Below are 24,327 nucleotides of genomic sequence, written 5' to 3'. Positions count from 1 at the left end.
ATGGGCATCTTACAATACAACCAAGTAAATAATCAAATGCAATTTAAGGTAGATGAAAACAGACGTTTATTTATCAAGAAGGATATTCGGGAAGTTTCGCAATGGACAGACGATTTAGAATCTAAAAATAACGAGATTAACACCTTTAGTATTTTAAATAGACAGTTAGTAAAAAGTGAAAACATTCAGCATCTCATTCAAGATTTTAGACGCAGAAATACACTGGCTATGGCCATGCTGTGTAAATACGAACAAAATTTACGTCAGGAATTAGAATTTGGAAACATTGAATATGATGAACAACGCGCTAAAATTCATGAAAAAAAGCGTGTTGAATATTTGGTGTTTGTGAAAGACTATCGCGTATTAAAAACCACTATTTACAACCAACTAGCACAATACAAACGTAAATAGTATTAAGAAGACTAAATTTTAGAATCCTTAAGGGCGTCTAATTTCTTAGTCTTTTTATCTTTATAAATAATATTTAAAACTAAGGCCGCTATAATTAAACCTATACCGCATAGCGACCAAAATGAATACACTTCGGCAAAAAGAGAAACTCCAAAAAGCATAGTGAATATAACTTCAATGTATTTTATTGGAGCGACCTGATTGGTTTGTGCGTTCTGAAAAGCTTTCGTCATTAATAATTGTCCGAAATAACCAAATACACCAAGTAAACTTAAAAAGACCCACTGCATACCTACGGGAGTAGTCCAATTATTAATTGTAAATAGTACACCTACTATGGCCGAGATTACCATAAAATAATTTACAATAACTACAGGGTGTTCAGACTTTCCTATTTTACTAATAATAATGTAAACCAATCCACTACTAACTGCCGCAATTAAAATAAGTACAAGTCCAAACGTATTTATATTAGAATCGAACCCTTTTAAAATCACTACACCTATAAAGGCAAGAATAAAGAATACCCATTGGAAAGGAAAAATCTTTTCTTTTAGGAAGATAACTGCAAAAATGGCAGCAAATATAGGAGCTAAATACCTTAAAGATACAGCTGTACCTATTGGCAAATATTTAGTAGACATAAAAAACAGAGCCATAGAAGTAACACCTACGAGACCACGTAATATTAATAGCTTGTTATTATTTCCAATTAATGGAATTTTGTTTCTCAGTAAAAATCCAAACGTAAAAAATAAGGACCCGACAGACCTAAAAAGCACAATTTGAAAGGCTCCAATTGTATCTAAATATTTTACCGTTGCATTCATACAAGCAAAGGCAAAAGTACTTAGTAACATTAATTTTATTGTCTCTTTTAATTGCATTTTAGCGGTGCTTTAGAAGTCTTAAAATAAATCACTCTGAAAATTTTAAGTCGCAAAAATATACATTTAAAAGAAGTAACATCGCTTAAACGCCATTCATTTCAATTAATGCAAAAATCCTAATGCTTATTCCCACCATGCTTCAGTGCTAATAATGGTCTTCCCTATTTTTATTTCTTCTCCTATTTTAGGTATAATTACATTAATATTTTGAATCTCTGATGCTTTTAATAAGCGCTCTACCGGTTGGTTCCATTCGTGCATAGCTAGTTTAAAAGCTCCCCAATGTATGGGCATCATTTGCTTTGCTTTTACATCTATCGCCGCCTGAGCCGTTTCTTCTGGATACATGTGTATTTCGTGCCATAGTGTGTTGTATTGCCCACATTCTATCATGGCAAAATCAAAAGGGCCATATTTTTCACCAATCGTTTTAAAATGACTGCCATAACCACTATCACCACTAAAAAATATATTTTCATTTTTTGACGTAATGATCCAAGAACTCCACAACGTTTTTCCTTTATCGCTTATACCACGTCCTGAAAAATGTTGAGCAGGTGTACACACAAATTTTAAATCTGAAACCACAATCTCTTCCCACCAATCTAATTCGTAAATCTTATCTTTAGATACGCCCCAAGATTTTAAATGTGCACCAACTCCTAAAGGTGTGTAAAATGATTTTACTTTATGTTTAAGTTTAGAAATACTCTTATAGTCTAAATGATCGTAATGATCGTGTGAAATTAGTACCGCGTCTATTGGTGGTAAATCATCTATGCGTATTGGAAGATGATTGCTAAATCGTTTACTTCCCAACATCGGATGAGGCGCAGGCACATCGCCAAACATAGGGTCTATTAATATGTTTTTAGATTGTATCTGAAGTAAAAATGTAGAATGACCGAACCAAAACAAACGTGTTTCTCCACTATAATCCATGAGATCTGATGGTATAATGGTCTCTACAGAAATCGGACTTTCGGGTGTCACGCCTTTGGTAGGTCTAAAATAACCTATAAGACTTTTGCCTATATCCTGAATCCCCATTTGCATATCGACCTCGCCAATATTTATAAATTTACCATCTTTATAATGATTGGTTAATGCAAATTTTTGTTCTTGAGTGGCTGTTGGTGAATCACCAAATTGCGGACTTACATATAGAAATAAGATAATTCCTATTACCAAAATAAGTATACCTATACCGATTATAATTCCCATTTTTTTTAATATTAGCTTTAACATAAATGTGTTTTAATCGAATATATATTCGATTATTAATTAAATTTTTTAATTTTTTATAGCATCCCAAGCAAGCGAAAACATGGTGTTTGTATCCTCTTCATTTAATTCTAAAGTCTTAGTATCAATTAGCTTTACTGTTTCGTTCATAAAGGCTTCTAATAGCACAGATAGAATCGTATTGTCTAAGTTTTTAATTAAACCTTGACGTTTCCCCTCATCTAATAAATCGAAAATAAAAGTGGACTTTAACTGTCGAATCTCTTTCGGGATCATTTCAAAATACGGTGATTGTTTAACTTGATGAATGAAACTAACTTCCTTACGATTATTGATACCAAAATTGATGTAAAAAATCCAGATTGCTTTAAACTTTAGTTTATAAGGCAATTCACTTTTTAATTGATCTTGTCCTATATCCGTCAGTTTTTTAAGTAAATCTGTGGCGATAGTTTGTATAAGATCGTTTTTGCTTTTAAAATATACATATAAAGTGGATGGCGAAATATCTACCTTCTTGGCAATACGAGCCATTTTTACTGCTGTAAATCCTTTATCGTAAACTATAGCAATAGTTTCGTTTATAATTGCCTCTCGTTTTAATTCATCTTTCTGTTTCACTTTGTAAATATATAATTTTAATCGAATAAATATTCGCTATTGATTTAAATTAAAACTCGAATCATAGGACTCGAGTTTTAATAATATGACTAAGGCTTAAACCATTTTGAAATCTAATAACAATTCTCTTTCTATAGAAGCTTGTAAATGATCTCCTTTATGAATCTGACCCGTTCCATAAGCAGGAGTACCTGTAAAGATTAAATCTCCAGGCTCTAACGTGAAATATTTAGATGTAAACGCGATAATCTCTTCAAAATTATAGATAATTAATCCCGTATTTCCTTCCTGAACCGTTTCTCCATTAATCTTTAAATCGAAATTAATATCGCTTAAATCTGAAAAGTTTGAAACAGGCTTCACTGCAGAAATTGGTGCCGCACCGTCGAAACCTTTAGCTAAATCCCAAGGTCCTTTACCTTCTCTAACATCATTTAAAACATCTTTTGCTGTATAATCAATGGCAACAGCAATACCAGAAATGTAAGACGTAGCCTCTGCTTCAGATATATTTTTACCTGTTTTACCTATTTCAATCACCAATTCTACTTCGTAAACTAGATTTTCTGTGAATGAAGGATATTCTACATCTTTATTATCTTTTACTAAACTTGACTCTGGTTTAGAGAAAATAAGTTGTTTACCATTTTTAGTTGTTGCTTTTAATTCTTCTGCATTAAGAACATAATTTTTACCAATTGCTAGTACTTTCATTGTTTTGTATATTTAAAAAATAGTGTTTGAGTTATGTTTTTTATCTTAAACTTTAAATTCTTAAATGCGTGAAGATTTTACATCATCTTTATTTAAGTCTTACAAATTTAAGATATTTATGAGCAACTTATAATTTGTCTTTCTTGTTTTTTTTCAAAATCAAAACAACTTATTTTTTACAGATCGAAAAAGGATTAATTGTACTCCGTTTTAAAAAGTAATCATTAATATAAGCCGTTCTTATATATAAAAAAACTCCCGGCTCTAAATGAGATTCGGGAGTTTAGTACTTATGTTTTGATGGAATTCCTATTTAGAAATTCTTAATATTTAATATTAATAATGGTACGTTAGCACGGTGGCTAATAGACTTACTATACGATTGATTTAAAAGACGTTTTAAAAAGTCTTGTTCTTTTGCAATAACACACAACATATCTAACTTTCTACTTTGTACAAAAGCACGAACTCCAGTAGAAACTCCTATTCCTGTTAGTGTGAAATATCCAGCAGAAAAATCGTCTAAAAGCACCTTTAAGGCTTCTTTTTTCTCATCTTGCGACTCCGTAAGTTTCTTTGCACGGTCCATAATATGGCACACAGAGACTAAAGCGTCGTTAGATTTTGCAATTTCTAGTAACGGACTTAACCCTTTTTCTGTAAAAGTAATATCGAAATCTGTAGATATTCCTATCTCTTTAAATGCTTTGTATTCGGCATATTTAGGGATCGCTATAATTGGACAGTTTACCGTACCAATTAGACTTGAAGTGTTGCTTCCAACCGTAATTTCTTTTATAGCACCAGCGCCTTTGGTTCCCATTACGATGCAGTCTATTTCAAATTCTTTTACCACTTTTTTAACCGCACCAGAGAATGGTTTAAAAATAGATAAGCACTTATACTTGTGATTATTATTAGAATAGTTCGCATTAATTTTATCTAATACATCCCGTAATCCGTTTTTGCTATTTTCAACCTGAGCATTGTAAATAGATTCTTTAGCCATTACAGAAGTTACTCCCATATAACCACTAGAACCTGGTTGGTCAAAAGAGTTTATTATATAGAAATTGCATGTTTCATTTTTAAATAGGTCTAAAGCATATTCAATAGCGTGCCATGCGTTTTCGGAAAAATCTGTTGGTAATAGTATATTTGTCATAGTCTTTATTTTCAGTCATAAATTTACTAACAAAACCATACATACACAACGATTTTGCACTTATTTAAATCTTAAATTAGGTTAAAATTTCACTAATTAAAAATCTAGTATATTTATCCTTTCTTATTATTCATTCTTAGTAAAGCATCTTACATTTACTTAAAATTGTAGCAGAATCTCTATTTCATGATAAAAAATATTTTAATTGTTGAAGATGAATATAACGTCGCTACTTTTATAAAAAAAGGTTTAGAGGAAGTCGGATACATTGCATATATAGCCTACGATGGCGAAACAGGCCTCGAACTTTTATTGCAAAAAGACATCGATTTAATTTTGCTTGATGTGATTCTGCCTGGTATGAATGGTTACGACATTGCAACCAAAATAAAAGGTCTAGGCTTTGGAACTATTCCTATAATATTTTTATCGGCCCTAGGAAGTACAGATAATATTGTAAAAGGACTTGATACTGGTGCAGACGATTATTTAACGAAACCCTTTAAGTTTAAAGAGCTTTTAGCAAGAATACGCGCTGTAGCACGCCGTAAAAACTTTAAAGTCCCAGATAGTTCATTACTTAAGTTAGCCGACTTGGAGTTAAATAATGATACAAAAATTGTAAAACGCAATCATACAGAAATTAAATTAACGTCTACCGAATTTCGTCTCTTGGAATACCTGCTTAAAAACAAAAATAAAGTCTTATCTCGTGTCGATATTTTGGAACATGTTTGGGATATAAGCTTTAATATGGGGACTAATGTCGTAGATGTTTATGTAAATTATTTAAGAAACAAAATAGACAAGAAATTTACTCCCAAATTAATACAGACTGTTGTTGGGATGGGCTATATATTGAAAAATCCGGAAGATGAAAATTAAAAACAAAATTACACTCATCTTCGTTATACTGGTGGCCACCATGCAACTTGTTATTTTTTCAATTATTTATGTCTTTGCATCGGATTACAGAACGAATGAGTTTTTTAAAAAGCTTAGAAAACGTACCATAATTGCAGAACAATCTCACTTTGAAAAAAACAAACTGGGAACAGATGTTTATGAAGATCTCTTAAAAAAACATTTACAAACCTTACCGGAAGAACATGAATATATTTTTCCGACCACCACTACCCTTCACCAAATTATTTCTGAAATAGAAATCGATATACCTGAACCATTTTACACCGATTTGGTTAGTAATAATTACGCAGAAACAAAGATTGGAGACACGTTCTTGTCTGGATTAAACTATAAAGAGCAAGATAGATCTCATTTTGTTATTTTAACAGCAAATGATGAAGATGGTTTAGACGAATTATCTAAACTAGTTAACTTGCTTGTTTTTCTATTTCTTTTAACGATTCTGGTTTTATTTTTTCTAGGCAGTTTCTTTGCAAAACGAACCTTGGAGCCACTCGCACGAATTATTGAAAAAGTAAACAACATCCGTGTTACTAATTTGCATGAGAGGTTAGAAACCACCAATAACAAAGACGAACTAAGCGAATTAGCAAATACGTTTAACGGCATGCTAGACCGTCTAGAAACCTCTTTCGAAATACAAAGCAACTTTATAAACAACGCGTCTCACGAATTAAAAAATCCGTTAACCGCCATACTAGGTCAAACTGAAATTGCTTTACTAAAAGAACGTTCTCCCCAAGAATACACTAAAGTTTTAGAAGGTGTAGAAACTGAAGCATTACGATTAGACGCTTTAATAAACAGTCTGCTAAAATTTGCACAAACTGAAAGTGACGAGAAAGGGTTGCTCATTACTCCTATTCGTTTAGATGAGTTAATATTAGAAGTAAAAGAAAATATCGATTTAATAAATCCTGATAATAAAATCGAAATTGATTTTAATGACTTTCCCGAAAATCCAGATTTATTAGTTGTAGAAGGTAACTACGGTTTAATAAACATTGCCTTAAATAATGTTTTAGATAATGCTTCAAAATTCTCCGACAATAAAAGAGTGATTGTTAAAATAGTTACAAATAATGCTTCAATAAAAATTGTTGTAACAGATCAAGGTGTTGGGATTCCGTCAGATGAAATAAAAAACATTTACCAGCCGTTTTATCGCGCCGCCAATGTAAGAAATGTTAAAGGTTACGGATTTGGTTTACCGCTAACCAATAAGATTATGAAACTGCATAGTGGGACTATAGAAGTGTTTTCCGAACATAAAAAAGGCACCATTGTCACCTTGATATTTCCTAATAAACATCAAAAATTCTCTATTTCTAAATAATAAACATTTCACTTTCCCTAGTAATAACTACTTATACATCTACTTAACAGCACATTATAGCGATTAAAAAAACTCTAATCTCATTCTAATCTCGTTCTTATACCCCTCTAATACTGTGGCAGTATGTTTGCCCTAAGAAATTAGAAGAATGAAGACGGTACTTATACCAACAGACTTTAGTGAAAAATCTTTACAGCTTATAAAAAACGCTGTGTTGCATTATCCTAACGACCCAATACAACTTGTATTGGCTTCTGGTTATAATAAGCGTTTAAACAGCTCGAATCCCTTTGGTTATTCTAAGTCCAAATTAATAGAAAGATTAGCTAACGGGATTTTTCAGGACACCCTTTCTAATTTAATTTTAGATCACAAGAATAAAATCTATAGTGTCAACATTGAATTATATACCGGAACATCTGACCGTCATTTTAACGATTTTCTTCGACTAAACCACATCGACGAATCTATTATTCCAAGCTCAGAGTTATGTCAGTTTCAAAACAGAAATTGTGTAGACATTACGCCGTTAATAGACCGTTTAGCGCCAGCCGTATCGCGTGTGGCTTATAAGGGACAAAAACAAAATCCACCTACCCGTTTTTGGTTTTTCAGCCTGAAACCATTCAGTTTTAAATAACAAAACAAACTAAAATTAGTATAATTTAAAAAGAAGTAACACATGAAGAACATTAGTACAAAATATTTAAAATCCGATTTAAAGGCCGGTTTAGTAGTCTTTTTAGTGGCTTTGCCATTATGTTTAGGAATTGCACTTGCCAGTGGAGCTCCTTTATTCGCTGGAATTATTTCAGGTATAATTGGAGGTATCGTGGTTGGTTTCTTTAGTGGTTCTAATTTAAGTGTTTCAGGACCTGCAGCAGGACTTACCGCAATTGTTTTATCTGCCATTGCAACCTTAGGATCTTGGGAAGCCTTTTTATTAGCTGGTCTAATCGCTGGAGTGATTCAATTAATTCTAGGATTTTTAAAAGCCGGTATTATTTCTAATTATCTTCCATCTAATGTTATTGAAGGGATGTTAGCCGCGATCGGTATTATTATAATCTTAACGCAATTACCTCACGCTGTTGGATATGATGCCGTTCACGAGGGCGATTTTTTTCATATCAATGCAGAAGGTAAACACGATATGTTTTCTACAGTTATTCAAAGCATAAACAATATGCATTTGGGAGCTATTATAATTGTTCTAGTTTCTTTAGGAATAATTATCGCTTTTACTAAGGTTCCTGCTTTAAAGAAAATAAAGTCTATACCAAGTTCTTTAGTTGCGGTTATTGCAGGCGTTGCAATTAACGAAGCTTTTATTGCGTTAAACTCGCCTTTAGCCATTACACCAGCACATTTAGTTAGTTTACCAGTTCCGGAATCTTTTGAAGCTTTTCAATCGCAATTTAGCTTACCAGATTTCAGTCAGATTGGCAATATAGATGTATGGATTATAGCCTTAACGATTGCTGCTGTAGCAAGTATTGAAACCTTATTATGTATTGAAGCCGCAGATAAATTAGACCCCTTAAAACGATATTCTAACACCAATACAGAATTAAAAGCTCAAGGTATAGGAAACATTATTAGTACTATGATTGGAGGCTTACCAATGACTTCTGTAATTGTACGGTCTTCTGCGAACGTAAATTCTGGTGGTCGCACAAAACTATCTGCCATTTCTCATGGTGTATTTTTACTTATTGCTGTATTGGCAATGCCCACAATTTTAAATAAAATTCCCTTAGCCTGTTTAGCAGCCGTACTAATTGCAGTTGGTTTTAAATTAGCGAGTCCGAAAGTCTTTATTCATATGTGGGAAAACAGTAAAAAGTTTCAATTTATACCGTTTGTCGCTACTGTAATTGCAGTTGTATTTACAGATTTACTCAAAGGTGTAGGTATAGGTATGGCAGTAAGTATTTTCTTTATTTTAAGAGGAAATTTAAAGCTGGCTTATTTCTTTAGAAGAGAAAATCATTCCACCGGAAAAACGATTCAAATGGAGCTTGCTCAAGAAGTTTCTTTCTTGAATAAAGCGGCTATAAAACAAACGTTTGCACACCTTCCTGAGAATAGCTCTATAGTTATAGATGCCTCAAACACAGTATATATAGATCACGATGTGCTGCAACTGATAAAAGACTTTGTCAATTATGGTTGTATTGACAAAAATATTAATGTATCTTTGATAGGATTTAGAAAAGAATACAAAATAGAAAATTCGGTTAACCACGTGACCTCAGTTTTATCAGATAACGAAGATAAAGTTGCTTTACACGAAACTGATGAAGGTTTAAAAATTCCTTCAAATGTTTTAAAGGTTAAGGATTTGCCTAAAGCAGGATAATGTTTTATAACGCATAATATTTTTTAGAAGCCTATAGTTATCAAAAATTTGATAACTATAGGCTTTTTATTTTATATACATTTATTTGAAAGACCTATGAAACAAAAATTAGATCATTACTTTGTAAGACCTATTACAAAATTTGTCAAAGTAGAAAGTTTTGGAGGAATCCTTCTCTTCTCTGCAGCTGTAATCGCCCTCCTTTGGGCCAATTCACCATTCTCAGATTCTTACGTTAGTCTGTGGAATTATGAACTTGGTTTTGAAATAGGAAATTTTCATATTTCAAAAAACCTATTACACTGGATTAACGATGGTTTAATGGTTATTTTCTTCTTCTTAATTGGATTAGAAATTAAACGGGAAATTCTTATTGGTGAATTAAATAGTCTTAAGAAAGCCTCCTTGCCTATTTTCGCGGCCTTAGGTGGTGTTTTTGTTCCTATCGGAATCTACTTAGCCTTAAACACTAATCCAGAAACTCACGCCGGATGGGGAATCCCAATGGCAACAGATATTGCTTTCTCTTTAGCTATTATTCAATTATTAGGGAAACGCGTGCCATTAGCCTTAAAAATATTCTTAACCGCCTTTGCTATCGTAGACGATTTAGTGGCTGTATTAGCTATCGCTGTTTTTTACAGTAATAATATAGATTGGGCATTAATATTATATTCTTTTATTCCGCTAGGAGTTTTATTTTTCCTAGGCTGGAAAGGCTTCTATCACAAGATTATTTACTTTACACTTGCGGTTGTAATTTGGTTCTTGTTCTTAAAATCAGGAATTCACCCAACTATTGCAGGGATACTTATCGCATTAACTATTCCTATTCAGCGTAAAACAGAATTGTCTGTGGATATGAATCAGTTAGAATCGATTACTAACAGATTACTTAAGAAAAGAACTTCCGATAGTCCAATACTTACGCACACACAGATTAACTTAATTGATGATCTTCAAGCATGGACAAGTCGCGTTCAATCGCCATTACAGCATTTAGAACATATTTTCCATGGTTGGGTAGCCTATTTTATCATGCCTATTTTTGCATTATCTAATGCAGGTATTGTATTTGGTGCTTCCGATCATTTAGATTTCGATTTAGCCTCTCACATTGCTATTGCATTAATTATTGGTAAATGTGTAGGTGTCGTTGCATTCTCTTATTTAGCAGTAAAACTTGGCGTTGCAGCTTTTCCTGACAAAGTTAGATTTAAGCATATTTTAGGGACAGGATTTTTAGCGGGAGTTGGATTTACAATGTCTATTTTCGTGTCTAATTTAGCATTCCACGGTAGTTTACTATACCAAGATTCAGCCAAAGTGGGTATTTTAATAGGATCGTCTATTGCCGGTTTAATTGGTTACTTTGTTTTAAAATCGGTAAAACCAGCTTCAGGTGAAATTTTACTAAGCGACGAAGAAGAAGAGGAAGAAGAATAAACCTCTTTTCGATTAAAAATCATCACACAGATATATTAAAAAAGCGACCTAAATGGGTCGCTTTTTTTATGTTATAATATGTCCTAATTGAAACTAAGCAGGAATTTGCTGGCTCAAACAGTGCAATGTTCCAAATCCCCAAATAAGGTCAATAGCACTCATGCCAATCACTTCTCGATCCGGGAAGCAATCTGCTATAATATTCAATGCAATACGATCCTTACTATCGTTAAATGTGGGTACTAAAACCGTTTTATTCAGAATTAAAAAGTTAGCATAACTTGCTGGAATTTGAATACCATCAAAAATTAACGGCTTAGGCATAGGTAGTATCACAATGTTTGGCGTAGTGCCATTTTCTAGTTTAGACGCCTGTAAACGCTTTAAATTATCCTGTAACACTATGTAATTAGCATCTTCTGGGTTCGATTCTAGCACGGTGATAATGGTATCTTCATTTACAAAACGACATAAGTCATCAATATGGCCATGCGTATCGTCCCCAACAATACCATCTCCAAGCCAAATCACATTGGTAATTCCTAAGTATGTTTTAAACACAGCTTCATAATCTGCTTTAGTGAAGTTTTCATTTCTAACCTGGATAGAAGGATGTAACAAACATTCCTCCGAAGTTAATAAAGTACCTTTCCCGTTAGAATCCATAGCACCGCCTTCTAAAACAACGGGTTTTCCGTTGTGCATTACTTGAACCAAAGGCGCTTTTAAAACTTCTGAAATCACCTTAGGAACACCGCGATCTAATTTATGATTAGGATACTTAGCCCAACCATTAAAATTGAAATTTAATGCGACACGCTCCCCTCCTTTTTTAACGATTATCGGACCAGAATCTCGCATCCAACTTCTGTTTGTCTTATAAACTATATAGCTCACATTATTTAAGTTAGCGTGAGCCATTTCAAGCATCTCATTAACCTTGTCTTGTTGCTTTTTATTTTCAACAACTAAGAACACAGTTTCTACCTGAGCTACTTTTTTTATAAATTCAACGAAAGCCCATTGTATGGCCTGATACTTTCCTGGCCAGTCATTTCCGTTATAAGGAAAACAAAGTAAAACACCTTCTTGATGCTCCCATTCGGCAGGAAATCTAATTGCTTCAGATGCCATAATTAATCAATTGCACGTTTAGTAATATCACCAAAAGCATCGATACGACGGTCTCTAAAAAATGGCCAATTCTGACGAACATTTTCTTGCAAGTCTAAATCGACTTCTGCTATTAAAATTTCTTCTTGATCATGCGATGCTTGAGCTAATATTTCTCCCTGAGGTCCAGCTATAAATGAAGATCCCCAAAACTGAATTCCCGCGGTATCTGGCAAATATTGTTCTAAACCAATACGGTTTGCTGCCGCTACGAATACACCATTAGCAACTGCGTGGCCTTTCATAACATTCATCCAAGCACCATGCTGGTTTTCCCCAAATTCTTCTTTTTCTTGCGGGTGCCAACCAATTGCTGTTGGATAAAATAAAACCTCTGCACCTTTTAAAGCTGTAAGCCGTGCTGCTTCAGGATACCACTGATCCCAACAAATTAACGTTCCTACTTTACCTTTTTTAGTTTGAATAGCTTGAAAGCCTAAGTCACCAGGTGTAAAATAAAATTTTTCATAAAAATGAGGATCGTCTGGAATATGCATTTTTCTATACAATCCAGCTTCGGTACCATCTGTATCTATAATATACGCACTGTTATGATAAATCCCAGCCATACGTTTTTCAAAAAATGGCACGATAATAACAACGCCTAACTCTTTAGCTAAGGCACTAAAGGCTACGAAAGATGTACCGTATAAAGGTTCTGCCAAAGCGAAATTATCTACATCTTCGCTTTGGCAGAAATAATGACTACTGTATAACTCTGGTAAAAGAATAACCTCTGCACCTTTATTTGCAGCATCTCTTACCCAACTTAAACACTTTTTTAAATTGTTTTCAGCAACGTCGTTCAAGTTTAATTGAATAACGGCTATCTTATATTTTTTTACAGACATAACAGTTAAAATTATATCGTAAAAGTAATTATTTTATAAAAGTGAATGACTAAAGATGTTATAAATTAATTACGATTTTAATTTCGTTATATTTTCACTGCTGAAGTACTTTTTCCGTAACCAAAAAGAGACTTTAACTAATAAAATTAACGCCGGCACTTCTACTAATGGTCCAATGACACCCGTAAATGCCTGACCAGAATTTAATCCGAAAACAGCAATCGCAACGGCTATCGCTAATTCAAAATTATTTCCTGCCGCTGTAAATGCAATGGCAGCTGTTTTATCGTAAGTTGCTCCTACGGCTTTACTAATAAAGAATCCGATTAAAAACATTAATGAGAAGTATATTAATAAAGGCACTGCAATGATGACAACATCCATAGGAATTTCAACAATAAGCTCTCCTTTTAACGAAAACATTACAATAATAGTAAACAATAAGGCCACTAAAGTTAATGGAGAAATTGCAGGAATAAATTTAGTATTATACCACGTTTCTCCTTTTAATTTCACTAGAAAAAAGCGACTTAAAAACCCTAAAACAAAGGGAATTCCCAAATAAATGGCGACACTTTCGGCAATGGTAGCAATAGAGATATCGACTATAGCGCCTTCAAATCCAAAAAACGGAGGTAATACAGTAATAAAAATCCAGGCATAAAAACTATAACCAAACACCTGAAAAACACTATTTAAAGCCACTAAACCAGCGCCGTATTCACTACTACCTTCGGCCAAATCGTTCCAAACTAATACCATCGCGATACATCTTGCTAGTCCGATTAAAATTAAACCGACCATATATTCCGGATAATCTCTAAGGAACGTAATGGCTAAGAAAAACATTAAAAACGGTCCGATAATCCAATTTAAAACTAACGAAATGGACAACACCTTAACATCTTTAAATACTTTAGGTAACAACGCATAATTCACTTTAGCTAAAGGTGGATACATCATTAAAATTAGACCAATCGCAATCGGAATATTTGTTGTACCCTGACTGTATGAATTTATAACATCAGGAATTTGAGGAAAGAAATTTCCTAACCCCACACCAATTAACATGGCTAAGAAAATCCATAACGTTAGATAATTATCTAAAAGACTTAATTTTTTAATTGTTGCCATAATTACTTAATTTTTGAAAATACGTAAAACATTTCTTCTGCTATTTGTAAGCTACGTTCATTATATTTTTCGGCTTGTTGGTCTGTACCGTCAAAAGCTTTCGGATCTTCGTAAGTTACAGCAACACGTTCTTGGGCTCCAGCGATAAACGGACAACCTTGATCGGCTTGAGAACACGTCATGATTGCAACAAATCTAGTTTCTGGATTAAACGCATTATCAAAACGTTTAGAAAATCCTACAATTGGAGGCTCGTTATGATCGAATTTTATAGCATATACCGGATTATCTCCATCTGTTATTTTTAAGATATCGAACCCTGAGTTTTCTAAGGTTTCGGCAACCATAGGATACATAGCCGTAGCTTCCGTCCCTCCAGAATAGCAATACACATGCTTAAAATTGTAATAAAAGGCAGCCGTTTGTGCCCAAACTTGAGACAGATGACTGCGTCTTGAATTATGTGTGCAGATAAAATTTAATCGGATCTTTATCTTTTTTGAATGTTTCTCCTGAATAAAATCAATTAGAGGTTGTAATACGTCTTTACGGGCTTCGGATATGTTTGAAAAGTCGAAGTTTTCAATTTGATTGGCAATTTTAGTATTCATAGTTTTAAAGGTGTTAGCAACATCCAGAATTAGGAGCGCATGTATTAGTAGGTTGAGTTAATTGGTTTAAGTTTTTCTTCGGTTTTTCTTGAGGTATACCGCAATTGTCTTTGGCTAAACAATCTGTAAATTTAGTTGTTAACTGAAATACACCTTCTTTAACATCTAAGTCATATTTCTGAATGGTTTCACCTTGGTATTCTACCTCAATCTCTAGATAATCATCTAGTTTTAATAGGCGTTGCGACAACTCTATTATTGAAACTAATTTTTCTGGATGTAAACGGTGATCGTAGTCATTGGCCTCCCACAATTGAAAATTCGCTACAGATTCCGTTCTCACTGTGCCACCACAGTCAATAAAGTTCTTGTCTACTTTTCCTACTTCCGTGACATGAAAATGACTTGGAACTAAGCTCCCGTTTGGTAACTGAAAAGCGATTTGATTTAGGTTTTCTAAATGATTTTTAATATCTAATAATGTCATAATTGAAATTTATTAATTGTAATATTACGATGATTAAGTTTAAATTTTTTTTAACAGCAATCTGAGTTAGAACAAGTTGCTTTTTGATCGAAAAACAGATTTAATTTACTTCGAATCTCATTCCATTTTTCAGTATTAATACAATAACAAATACTAGTCCCTTCTATGGTACCTTGTATAAGTCCTGCATTTTTTAATTCTTTTAAATGCTGAGAAATTGTAGGTTGAGCCAAACCAATTTCCTCGACTAAATCACCACAAACGCAACTATCTGATTTAATTAAGTATTCTAAAATACTTATGCGTGCTGGATGACCTAAAACTTTGGCGATACGCGCAATGTCATTTTGTCTATCCGAAAAAATTTCTGATTTAGTAATCCCCATGATATAATTATTTGTTCATTGCAATATTACGATTAATTATGAATTGCACAAAAAAAAAGATAGCCATTTAACTATCTTTTAATATTGATTATATCAAATCTTATTCTACCAATCGATAGGAAAATAATCTTTTAAAAACTTACCACACCAGTGTTTACCTGTGTTTATGCCATCTATTAACGGATCCATAACACGTGCCGCACCATCTACAATGTCTAATGGAGGTTGAAAATCGTGTTCTTCAACTTTACGTTTAGATAACTCTGCAGGATCCTCGTCGGTAACCCAACCGGTATCTACCGCATTCATAAAAATACCATCTTTCGCTAAAGTCGCTGCCGCAGTATGTGTCATCATGTTTAAAGCGGCTTTGGCCATATTGGTGTGAGGATGACGATCTTCTTTATGGAAACGGTGAAACTTACCTTCCATAGCCGTCACATTTATAATATGTTTTTGTCCCGTATTTTCCTTCTGCATAATAGGTGCTAGGCGGTTACACAAAACAAACGGTGCTACAGCATTTACTAACTGTACTTCGACCATTTCTGTGGTTTCAATTTCACCTAATCGCAAACGCCAGCTGTTGGTTTTACGTAAATCCACTTGTTGCAAATCGACATCCAACTCCCCTTCTGGGAAAACTTCACTTGCTTGTAACGAATTATCGAAACTATACGGTATTTGAGATAATTTAGCAGAAGCTCTTAAACCAATTCCTGGTTCTGGACCATGCCATGTCACAGGCATATTTTTATTGTCTGATGCTGCTTGCGTTAATGTTTTTAATTCGGTAATACAATCGATATGATCTTTTAACAAACCTTGAGCAAATTTAGGTAACTGCTCGATTGGCAACTCTTCGTTAGCCATTAAATGTTTGTAAAAACCAGCTGGACGCCTCACTGTTTGCGCCGCATTATTAATTAAAATATCTAACCTATCGTATTTCTGTTCGATATAATTACAGAAGATTTCTACACTAGGAATATGTCTTAAATCTAATCCGTGTATATGCAATCTATGCCCCCATTCTGTAAAATCACTTTCTTTAGAGAAGCGTAAAGCAGAATCTGCAGGGAATCGCGTAGTGGCCACAACAGTAGCACCAGAACGCAACAACATTAAAGTAATATGATATCCTATTTTTAATCGAGACCCCGTAACCACTGCCACCTGATTTTTTAAATCGGCGGTTTGGAAACGCTTAGCATAATTAAAATCGCCACATTCGGTACACATGGTGTCGTAAAAATGATGCAGTTTAGTATATACCTTTTTACACACATAACAGTTTCTAGGCGATTCTAACTCTAAATCTTTGTCTTCTTTTTTTGTTAGGTCTATTAATTTAGGAGCTACAAAAATAGGGTTTTCACGAGCCGAACGTATTCCTGTTTCCTTACGTGCATGCTTATCGCGCTCAATCATTTTACGCTTAGCTGCTTTTTTCGCATCCTTACGTCTTTTTTGAAACTCGTCTCTATTCGGACGTGTAATTTGTCCGGCCGCTTTCATTAAAGCAATACGTTTTTCTTCAGGGAGTTCGAACAATTGATTTGTGTTGCCTACCAGCTGTTCTAGCATAGCAATACAAACATCTATCTGCTCTTGATTTAACTTTGGGTTTTGTTCTTCAGTATTTTCGTTCATGGACCTAAACTTTAAGCGCGCAAATATAGTTTTAATTTTAGTTGATAACTGAATTTAAACTTCACTAAATACAGTTTTATTACTATTACAAACCACAAGGTGTAAAGCATTGATTTTTAAATCTTGTCAACTTTATTTCTATATATTGGCAGACCAAATATTAGATTTTTTAATGGCTATTCTTTTATTTAATTTAAGTTGAGCGATAACTAATTCCGAAAAATCTTCTGCTTGCTTTTCGTTTTCTTCATTTATATTAGTCAGATTTAACTCATTCGATCCTGATTCAGAATTACCAGGCGTTAATGCAGTAACACGAATATTATATTTTCTAACTTCTTGCATTAATGATTCTGTTAAGCCTAAAACTGCAAATTTGGATGCGGTATATGCACTTGTAGACACATTGCCAGTAAGTCCTGCCGTAGATGAAATATTTACTATATCGCCAGACTTATTATTAATCATATCTTGTAAAAATGCACGAGTTACATAATAAATACCCATGACATTTACTTTAATAATATGTTCCCATTCCTCTGGTTCTAAAGCTAAAAACGAGCCGAATTTTGCAATTCCTGCATTATTAATTAATATATCTATGGTTTTAAACTGATATAAAATAGTTTTTGCCGCGATTTCAATATCTTCCTGAGATGTTACATCTGCTGTAACTGTAATTGCTTCTACCCCTAACTTTCTAACCTTAGTGGCAACATCTTCAATTTCTTTCTCAGACCCTGCTAATAAAGCGATATGTACACCTTCTGCCGCCAACGCTAAAGCCAATGCTTTACCAATACCTTTCCCCGCTCCTGTTATTAATGCACGCTGTCCTTTTAATGATTTCATCTATAAATTAATGTTTTTAATTCCATTCAAATTTAAAAATAATTACAGTTCAAGTAAAACATTTATATAGCGAATGAGTTAAAAAAATATTAGAATGAAGTCGTGAGGCTTCTAAGGCCACTGTAGTTTTGAAAATTATTATTGAACACCTAACCATTTGTCGGTGATAATACATTTTAAACGATTTTATTTAAATTATTTTTAAGAGTTATCCTTCAACAAATCAATTATTTAGGCCGTAAACCTTAAAAACAGTAAAAAATTTAAAAATCTATACATCCAATTTAAGCGTACATATAATAAATCAAAATAGACAATCATGAAAAGAATTTCAATCGGAGTAATTGCATTATGTTTAATGGCCTCTTGTGTTTCAAAAAAGAAATACGTTGCATTAGAACATGAAAATGGCGAAATAAAAAGTCAACTTACAAAAACAACAGTTGCAAAAGAAGAATTAGAAGCTAAGTTTAGCGAAATCCAATCGCGTGTTGATGCGTATAATAATAAAATAAATTCTTTAACTGAAGAAAATGATGCCCAAATGGTAGCTGTTGGGGATGTCGCTGTTATTTCTAACGACACTAAAAAAAGTATGCGTGAAACATTACAACATGTGGATCCAGCCAAATTAAGCGAAGCGAAAACACTTAAAGATTCTATGAATCTTGCAGTATCTTATAATTTACAAAAGTCTTTAGATAACAATGCTTTAAATGAAGACGAAGATATTGCCATTGACATTAACGAAACAGTGGTGATGATCTCGATTTCGGACAAAATGCTATTTAACACAGCAAGTTATAGAGTGAGCAATAAAGCTAACGATATACTTCAAAAATTAGCAGATATTATTAATTCTGAACCAAGTATAGAAGTTATGGTTGAAGGACATACAGACTCAAGAAGTATAAATACTGGAGCTATTAAAGATAACTGGGATTTAAGTGTATTAAGAGCAACATCGGTGGTGCGTAAATTACAAGACGATTATAATGTCGCTCCAGAAAAGATGATTGCTTCTGGACGAAGCAGTTACCATCCATTAGTTGAGAATAATTCTAATGAGAATAGAGCAAAAAACAGAAGAACCCGTATTGTTATTCTACCAAATATTAACAAATTCTTTGCGTTAATGGGCGATATTGAATAATAACATAGCTTGATAATATATAAGAAAGACTGCCTTACGGCGGTCTTTTTTTGTTAAATTGAAAATATGTAAAGCAAAAAATTGAACATTTCGCAATTAAGAAATCCTTAACTTTTCTAAATACGGAATTCAGTGTTTAATACTTTAAATTTCGGGTGTGAAACAGGTAAAACTGAATCACTATTAACAAAAATTAATTTAAATAGTACATATTTTATTTGCGATTTTAATTAACTACCTATAGATATTGCCACTAACCTAATGCAATATACTTTGTCTATTGGTATTAAAAGTGCTCGACAATAATGCAACTTGCCGAACATATTCGGGTTTAGGTTTACCTACATGTTAGCTGCTTTCTTCACTTTTATAGACATGTATTGGTACCTTTTTTTTTTGCAAAAAAAATTAAACATTTGGTTTATATGAAAGAAACTATGTCTCCCTGGAAGCGTTTTATCAATTTATTAAAATTAGATAAAAAGGACATCCGTCAGATATTTTATTACGCAATTTTTGCTGGATTAGTAGCACTAACATTACCGCTTGGTATACAGGCTATAATTAACTTAATTCAAGGAGCTCAAGTATCTTCTTCTTGGATTGTATTGGTAGTTCTAGTAACCTTAGGTGTCGCATTCCAAGGTATTTTGCAACTGATGCAAATGCGAATTTTAGAATCTATTCAGCAAAAAATATTTACCCGAGCATCTTTCGAATTCACATACAGATTTCCTAAAATAAAAATGAAGGAACTCTATAACGACTACCCACCAGAATTAGCTAATCGCTTTTTCGATATTTTAATGATTCAAAAAGGGTTATCTAAAATTTTAATCGATTTTCCTGCGGCCGCACTTCAGATTATATTCGGACTTATATTGTTATCGTTTTATCATGCCTTTTTTATCCTGTACGGTTTATTACTAGTACTTTTAATATACATAGTATTTCGATTTACAGCAGAAAAAGGATTACAGACTAGTTTATTAGAATCTAAAAACAAGTATAAAGTTGCACACTGGATTCAGGAAGTTTCGCGATCGTTAACGAGTTTTAAATTATCGGGAAAAACGACATTATCTATGGATAAAAATGATTATTTAACAACTAAATATTTAGATGCTAGAGAAGATCATTTTAAAATCTTAGTGGTTCAATTTATGCAACTTATCGGATTTAAAGTATTGGTAACCGCGGGTTTACTTAGTATTGGAGGTTTACTAGTAATAAATCAGCAAATGAATATTGGTCAATTTGTTGCTGCAGAAATCATTATCTTATTAGTAATCTCGTCTGTAGAGAAATTAATCCATGGTTTAGAATCTTTTTACGATGTACTTACCTCTTTAGAGAAAATTGGACAAGTAGTAGATAAAGAATTAGAACCACAATCTGGAGAAGATCCTTTTAAAGTAGAACGCGATTTACATATCGAGTTGGATAAATTAACCTATCGTGACCCAACTAATTATAAGGTTTTAAGTCAGATTTCTTTTACCATAAACAAAGGAGATCGTATTCTTTTAGACGGAAAATCTGGGGCAGGAAAAACCACCTTATTAAAGATATTGTCGGGCTTACTAACCTCTACTTATGGTGGTTTCTATGTTAACGACATTTCCATGATTGGAATTTGGCCCAATAAATACAGAGCTGGTGTTGGTCAGGTCTTACCTTCTCAATTACCTTTTGAAGGTACTATTTTAGAGAACATAACATTTGGAAGAACAGATGTATCTCAAGAACACCTTCACGAAGTTTTAAAAAATACAGGCTTATTATCTTTTATAAAAACACAACCTAATGGTATTGGTTCTAAGCTAGATCCAGAAGGGCAGCAAATACCATTCACCGTATCTAAACGTATTTTACTAGCTAGAGCGATTGTGCACCAACCTAAACTATTGTTACTAAAAGATCCTTTAGAATATTTCGAGAATAACGAAGCCGAAGAATTAATTAAATATTTAACTGGAAAAGACAGACCTTGGGCACTTGTGGTTTCTAGTCAGAATGTGCACTGGTGGACCTATTGTAATAAAACCTTAGAAATATCTGATGGACAAATAATTAATAACGCGAATATATAATGCTAAACATATCAAAAAATCAGCTTAATAAAAAAGTGTCCTTAACCCAATTTAAGGCCTATAAAAAAGCATTTTCGGCTAAAGGTAGTAAGGTGTTTAATAAATTATTGACCATTTTTTCTATAATTATAATTATCACGTTATTCTTACCATGGACGCAAAATGTTAGAGGTCGTGGATTTGTTACCACTTTAACGCCAGACCAAAGACCGCAAACCATTCAATCTCCTATTCCTGGACGTATTGAAAAATGGCATGTTACAGAAGGTCAATTTGTTAAAAAAGGGGATACGATTTTACACATTTCTGAAATTAAAAATGAATATCAAGATCCGAATTTAGTCGCTAGAACTAATGTACAAAGAGACGCTAAAAGCAAGTCGGTATTATCTTATATAGAAAAAGTAAGTGCTTTAGAAGGACAAATTGTTGCGTTAAAAAATGAAGAGCAATTAAAATTATCCCAGGCGAAAAACAAACTCGAACAAGCCCGCTTTAAAGTGGTAAGTGACAGTATGGATCTAGAAGCCATAAAAAACAATTTAAAAATTACGGAAGGTCAATATATTCGAACGCAAACCTTACAGGACGAAGGTTTAAAATCGGTTAAAGATGTTGAAGCCACTCGTGTAAAACTTCAAGAATCTCAAGCCAAACTAATAGCCGCAGAGAATAAATTACTGACTAGTGAAAACAACATTATAAATGCGCGTATTGAAATTAGTAGAATTAGTGCGGAGTATGCCGATAAAATTGCAAAGGCCAACAGTGATAAGTTCACGGCCGAAACAAATCGATACGATGCCGAAGCTCAGGTGTCTAAGCTAGAGAGCCAATCTACAAATTACCAAATGCGTAGCGATATGTACTTTATTAAAGCACCTCAAGACGGTTATATTACTAAAGCTATAAAAGGCGGTATTGGAGAAACATTTAAGGAAGGCGAACAGATTGTTGGGATTATGCCTGCAAACTATCAGCACGCTGTAGAAACCTATATAAATCCTATCGATTTACCTTTATTACACATCTCGGACGAAGTGCGTATTCAATTTGATGGTTGGCCATCTATTTTCTTTAGCGGCTGGCCTAATACTTCCCACGGAACTTTTGCAGGAAAAGTAGTGGCTATAGAATCTTTTATAAGTCCTAACGGAAAGTTTAGAGTTCTAATTGCACCATTATCAGATGAGCATCCTTGGCCAGAAAAAGTAAGTGTTGGTTCGGGTGCAAATACGTTTGCCCTTTTAGAAGATGTACCGATCTGGTTCGAATTATGGAGAAACTTAAATGGTTTCCCTCCTAACTACTATCAACCAGAACAAACAGCAAGCAAAAAAGGCAGTAAAAAATGAAAGTAAGACTATTCATATTAACTTTAATATCTATACATACATTTGCGTTGTCCGCACATGGACAAAATCCTTTAGATCCTGAAATTTTATCTTTCGAAGAGTACTTGGGATATGTAAAGAAGTATCATCCAGTGATGAAACAAGCCGATATTACTTTAAGTTCGGGTGAAGCAAACCTGCTTAAGGCACGCGGTGGATTTGATCCTAAAATTGAAGTAGACTATAGTCGAAAGAAATTTAAAGGCACTGAATATTACGATGTGTTTTATTCCACTTTTAAAATTCCGACATGGTACGGGATTGAATTTAAAGCCAATTACGAAAATAATACGGGGTATTATTTAGACCCTAGCTTAACGGTTCCTGAAGACGGATTATACAGTGCAGGTGTCTCCTTTTCTTTAGCTCAAGGATTATTAATTGATGAGCGTATGGCGACTTTAAAAAAGGCCAAATATTTTAAGGAACAAACGGTAGCAGAACGAAATTTACTTATTAACGATGTGTTGTTTGAAGCTAGTAAAGCGTATTTTAATTGGTTTCAAGCAAATAGAGAACATCAAATTTATGAGTCGTTTTTAGAAAATGCTAAAACCCGTTTAAATGCCATAGAAAGTAGTGTGGAAGCAGGAGATTTAGCTGCCATAGATATTACAGAAGCTAGAATTATTTATTCGGATAGACAATTAGGTTTGGAAGTTGCCCATTTAAATATGGAAAAAGCAAGATTAGAGCTTAGTAACTTTTTATGGATAAACGATATTCCTATGGAAGTACAATCGGATGTTTTACCTACTTCACCCGATATAGAAAACCTGAAAGCTTTGTTACTTATAGAAGATTTAGATAATAATGAAGAGCTATTAGATTTGCATCCAAAAGTAATGAGTTTAGATGCCAAAATCGGACAGTTGGATATCGATAAATTCTATAAAAAAACGAAATTACTTCCAAAATTAGATTTGCAATATAATTTTTTAACGCAAGATGCAGAGCGATTAGATTCTTTTAATACTGCAAATTATAAGGCATATGTAAATTTTAGTATGCCAATCTTTTTACGAAAAGAACGAGGAGATTTAGAACTTGCCAATTTAAAATTACGAGATGCTAAATTAGATCGAATGAGTGCGGTGTTAAATATAAAAAATAAAGCGGCAGCGATTGAAGTCGAAATAAGCTCCCTTCAAACGCAAAACGAATTGGTAAAAAACATGGTGAACGATTACAAGGCTATGGTGAAAGCGGAAGAACGTAAATTCGCTATGGGAGACAGTTCGTTATTCCTTATAAATTCTCGTGAACAAAAGTTAATCGATGCCCAATTAAAAGAAAACAGTTTACAAACGAAACACTTAACAGCTATTGCCAAACTGTATAACAGTTTAGGATTATCAATATAATGAAGCACTAAATTGATAGTTAAAATATAGGATTTCATATAAAATATAAAGCAACA

General features: G+C 33.4%; 23 protein-coding genes. 10 read left to right on the top strand and 13 right to left on the bottom strand.

All coding sequences use genetic code 11. From position 1 onward, the window contains the following. A complete protein-coding gene (locus AC0UBM_RS03205) occupies nt 1-414 on the top strand; it encodes a hypothetical protein (protein ID WP_414034570.1) in 414 nt (137 codons plus the stop codon). Between the two features lie 11 nt (nt 415-425). On the opposite strand, the gene AC0UBM_RS03200 is transcribed toward AC0UBM_RS03205, so the two are convergent. From AC0UBM_RS03200 to AC0UBM_RS03180, 5 genes are all read right to left on the bottom strand, one after another. Beyond that, entirely contained in the window at nt 426-1,301 is an 876-nt protein-coding gene (locus AC0UBM_RS03200) for a DMT family transporter (RefSeq protein ID WP_475687616.1), read from the bottom strand. Nucleotides 1,302-1,427: 126 nt separating this feature from the next. Then, nucleotides 1,428-2,528, bottom strand: a complete 1,101-nt coding sequence (locus AC0UBM_RS03195) for an MBL fold metallo-hydrolase (RefSeq protein WP_475687615.1) — start codon at nt 2,526-2,528, stop codon at nt 1,428-1,430. A 69-nt stretch (nt 2,529-2,597) separates the two neighbouring features. After that, nucleotides 2,598-3,170: a TetR/AcrR family transcriptional regulator gene (locus tag AC0UBM_RS03190; protein ID WP_475687614.1), complete on the bottom strand. Its 573-nt coding sequence runs from the start codon at nt 3,168-3,170 to the stop codon at nt 2,598-2,600. 96 nt (nt 3,171-3,266) lie between these two features. Next, entirely contained in the window at nt 3,267-3,884 is a 618-nt protein-coding gene (locus AC0UBM_RS03185) for a fumarylacetoacetate hydrolase family protein (RefSeq protein ID WP_475687613.1), read from the bottom strand. Between the two features lie 313 nt (nt 3,885-4,197). Next, on the bottom strand, nt 4,198-5,049 hold the full coding sequence (locus AC0UBM_RS03180; RefSeq protein WP_414034575.1) for a universal stress protein: 852 nt from the start codon (nt 5,047-5,049) through the stop codon (nt 4,198-4,200). Nucleotides 5,050-5,235: 186 nt separating this feature from the next. Between AC0UBM_RS03180 and AC0UBM_RS03175 the strand changes: the two genes are divergently transcribed. From AC0UBM_RS03175 to nhaA, 5 genes are all read left to right on the top strand, one after another. Beyond that, on the top strand, nt 5,236-5,934 hold the full coding sequence (locus AC0UBM_RS03175) for a response regulator transcription factor (protein ID WP_475687612.1): 699 nt from the start codon (nt 5,236-5,238) through the stop codon (nt 5,932-5,934). Next, nucleotides 5,924-7,312 (top strand): HAMP domain-containing sensor histidine kinase, encoded by a 1,389-nt coding sequence (locus AC0UBM_RS03170; RefSeq protein WP_475687611.1) that lies wholly within the window; start codon nt 5,924-5,926, stop codon nt 7,310-7,312. Before AC0UBM_RS03175 ends, AC0UBM_RS03170 begins: the two co-directional genes overlap by 11 nt. Nucleotides 7,313-7,460: 148 nt before the next feature. Then, the gene (locus tag AC0UBM_RS03165) at nt 7,461-7,952 is read left to right on the top strand and encodes a hypothetical protein (RefSeq protein ID WP_475687610.1); all 492 of its coding nucleotides are present in this window, start codon (nt 7,461-7,463) and stop codon (nt 7,950-7,952) included. Between the two features lie 42 nt (nt 7,953-7,994). Further along, complete coding sequence (locus AC0UBM_RS03160; RefSeq protein WP_414034579.1) at nt 7,995-9,674, top strand: SulP family inorganic anion transporter; 1,680 nt, start codon at nt 7,995-7,997, stop codon at nt 9,672-9,674. Between the two features lie 96 nt (nt 9,675-9,770). Next, entirely contained in the window at nt 9,771-11,120 is a 1,350-nt protein-coding gene (gene nhaA, locus AC0UBM_RS03155) for a Na+/H+ antiporter NhaA (RefSeq protein ID WP_475687609.1), read from the top strand. A 93-nt stretch (nt 11,121-11,213) separates the two neighbouring features. Here nhaA and AC0UBM_RS03150 read toward each other — a convergent pair whose 3' ends face one another. From AC0UBM_RS03150 to AC0UBM_RS03115, 8 genes are all read right to left on the bottom strand, one after another. After that, on the bottom strand, nt 11,214-12,254 hold the full coding sequence (locus tag AC0UBM_RS03150; protein WP_475687608.1) for an agmatine deiminase family protein: 1,041 nt from the start codon (nt 12,252-12,254) through the stop codon (nt 11,214-11,216). A gap of 2 nt (nt 12,255-12,256) precedes the next feature. Beyond that, nucleotides 12,257-13,144, bottom strand: a complete 888-nt coding sequence (locus tag AC0UBM_RS03145; RefSeq protein WP_414034582.1) for a carbon-nitrogen hydrolase — start codon at nt 13,142-13,144, stop codon at nt 12,257-12,259. A 69-nt stretch (nt 13,145-13,213) separates the two neighbouring features. Continuing rightward, nucleotides 13,214-14,278 (bottom strand): ACR3 family arsenite efflux transporter, encoded by a 1,065-nt coding sequence (gene arsB, locus AC0UBM_RS03140; protein WP_475687607.1) that lies wholly within the window; start codon nt 14,276-14,278, stop codon nt 13,214-13,216. A 2-nt stretch (nt 14,279-14,280) separates the two neighbouring features. Beyond that, a complete protein-coding gene (locus AC0UBM_RS03135; protein ID WP_475687606.1) occupies nt 14,281-14,889 on the bottom strand; it encodes an arsenate-mycothiol transferase ArsC in 609 nt (202 codons plus the stop codon). A 13-nt stretch (nt 14,890-14,902) separates the two neighbouring features. Then, complete coding sequence (locus AC0UBM_RS03130; protein WP_434036095.1) at nt 14,903-15,376, bottom strand: DUF6428 family protein; 474 nt, start codon at nt 15,374-15,376, stop codon at nt 14,903-14,905. Nucleotides 15,377-15,426: 50 nt separating this feature from the next. Further along, nucleotides 15,427-15,762: an ArsR/SmtB family transcription factor gene (locus AC0UBM_RS03125; protein ID WP_414034586.1), complete on the bottom strand. Its 336-nt coding sequence runs from the start codon at nt 15,760-15,762 to the stop codon at nt 15,427-15,429. 105 nt (nt 15,763-15,867) lie between these two features. Then, entirely contained in the window at nt 15,868-17,415 is a 1,548-nt protein-coding gene (locus AC0UBM_RS03120; protein WP_475687605.1) for an SDR family NAD(P)-dependent oxidoreductase, read from the bottom strand. A 138-nt stretch (nt 17,416-17,553) separates the two neighbouring features. Further along, on the bottom strand, nt 17,554-18,267 hold the full coding sequence (locus tag AC0UBM_RS03115) for a 3-ketoacyl-ACP reductase (protein WP_475687604.1): 714 nt from the start codon (nt 18,265-18,267) through the stop codon (nt 17,554-17,556). A 319-nt stretch (nt 18,268-18,586) separates the two neighbouring features. On the opposite strand from AC0UBM_RS03115, the gene AC0UBM_RS03110 reads away from it, so the two are divergent. The 4 genes from AC0UBM_RS03110 to AC0UBM_RS03095 all read left to right on the top strand — a co-directional run bounded on the left by AC0UBM_RS03110 (nt 18,587) and on the right by AC0UBM_RS03095 (nt 24,271). Then, nucleotides 18,587-19,420: an OmpA/MotB family protein gene (locus AC0UBM_RS03110; protein ID WP_475687603.1), complete on the top strand. Its 834-nt coding sequence runs from the start codon at nt 18,587-18,589 to the stop codon at nt 19,418-19,420. Nucleotides 19,421-19,845: 425 nt separating this feature from the next. After that, the gene (locus tag AC0UBM_RS03105) at nt 19,846-21,513 is read left to right on the top strand and encodes a peptidase domain-containing ABC transporter (RefSeq protein ID WP_414034590.1); all 1,668 of its coding nucleotides are present in this window, start codon (nt 19,846-19,848) and stop codon (nt 21,511-21,513) included. Further along, complete coding sequence (locus tag AC0UBM_RS03100) at nt 21,513-22,868, top strand: HlyD family secretion protein (RefSeq protein WP_414034591.1); 1,356 nt, start codon at nt 21,513-21,515, stop codon at nt 22,866-22,868. The genes AC0UBM_RS03105 and AC0UBM_RS03100 overlap by 1 nt, the downstream gene beginning before the upstream one ends. Further along, nucleotides 22,865-24,271, top strand: coding sequence for a TolC family protein (locus AC0UBM_RS03095; RefSeq protein WP_475687602.1), 1,407 nt, complete (start codon nt 22,865-22,867; stop codon nt 24,269-24,271). Before AC0UBM_RS03100 ends, AC0UBM_RS03095 begins: the two co-directional genes overlap by 4 nt. Nucleotides 24,272-24,327 lie beyond the last annotated feature (56 nt).

This window comes from Formosa sp. F44, assembly GCF_056238645.1.
Note: the sequence above shows the minus strand (reverse complement) of the source record. Positions and strands in the feature narration are given on the sequence as shown.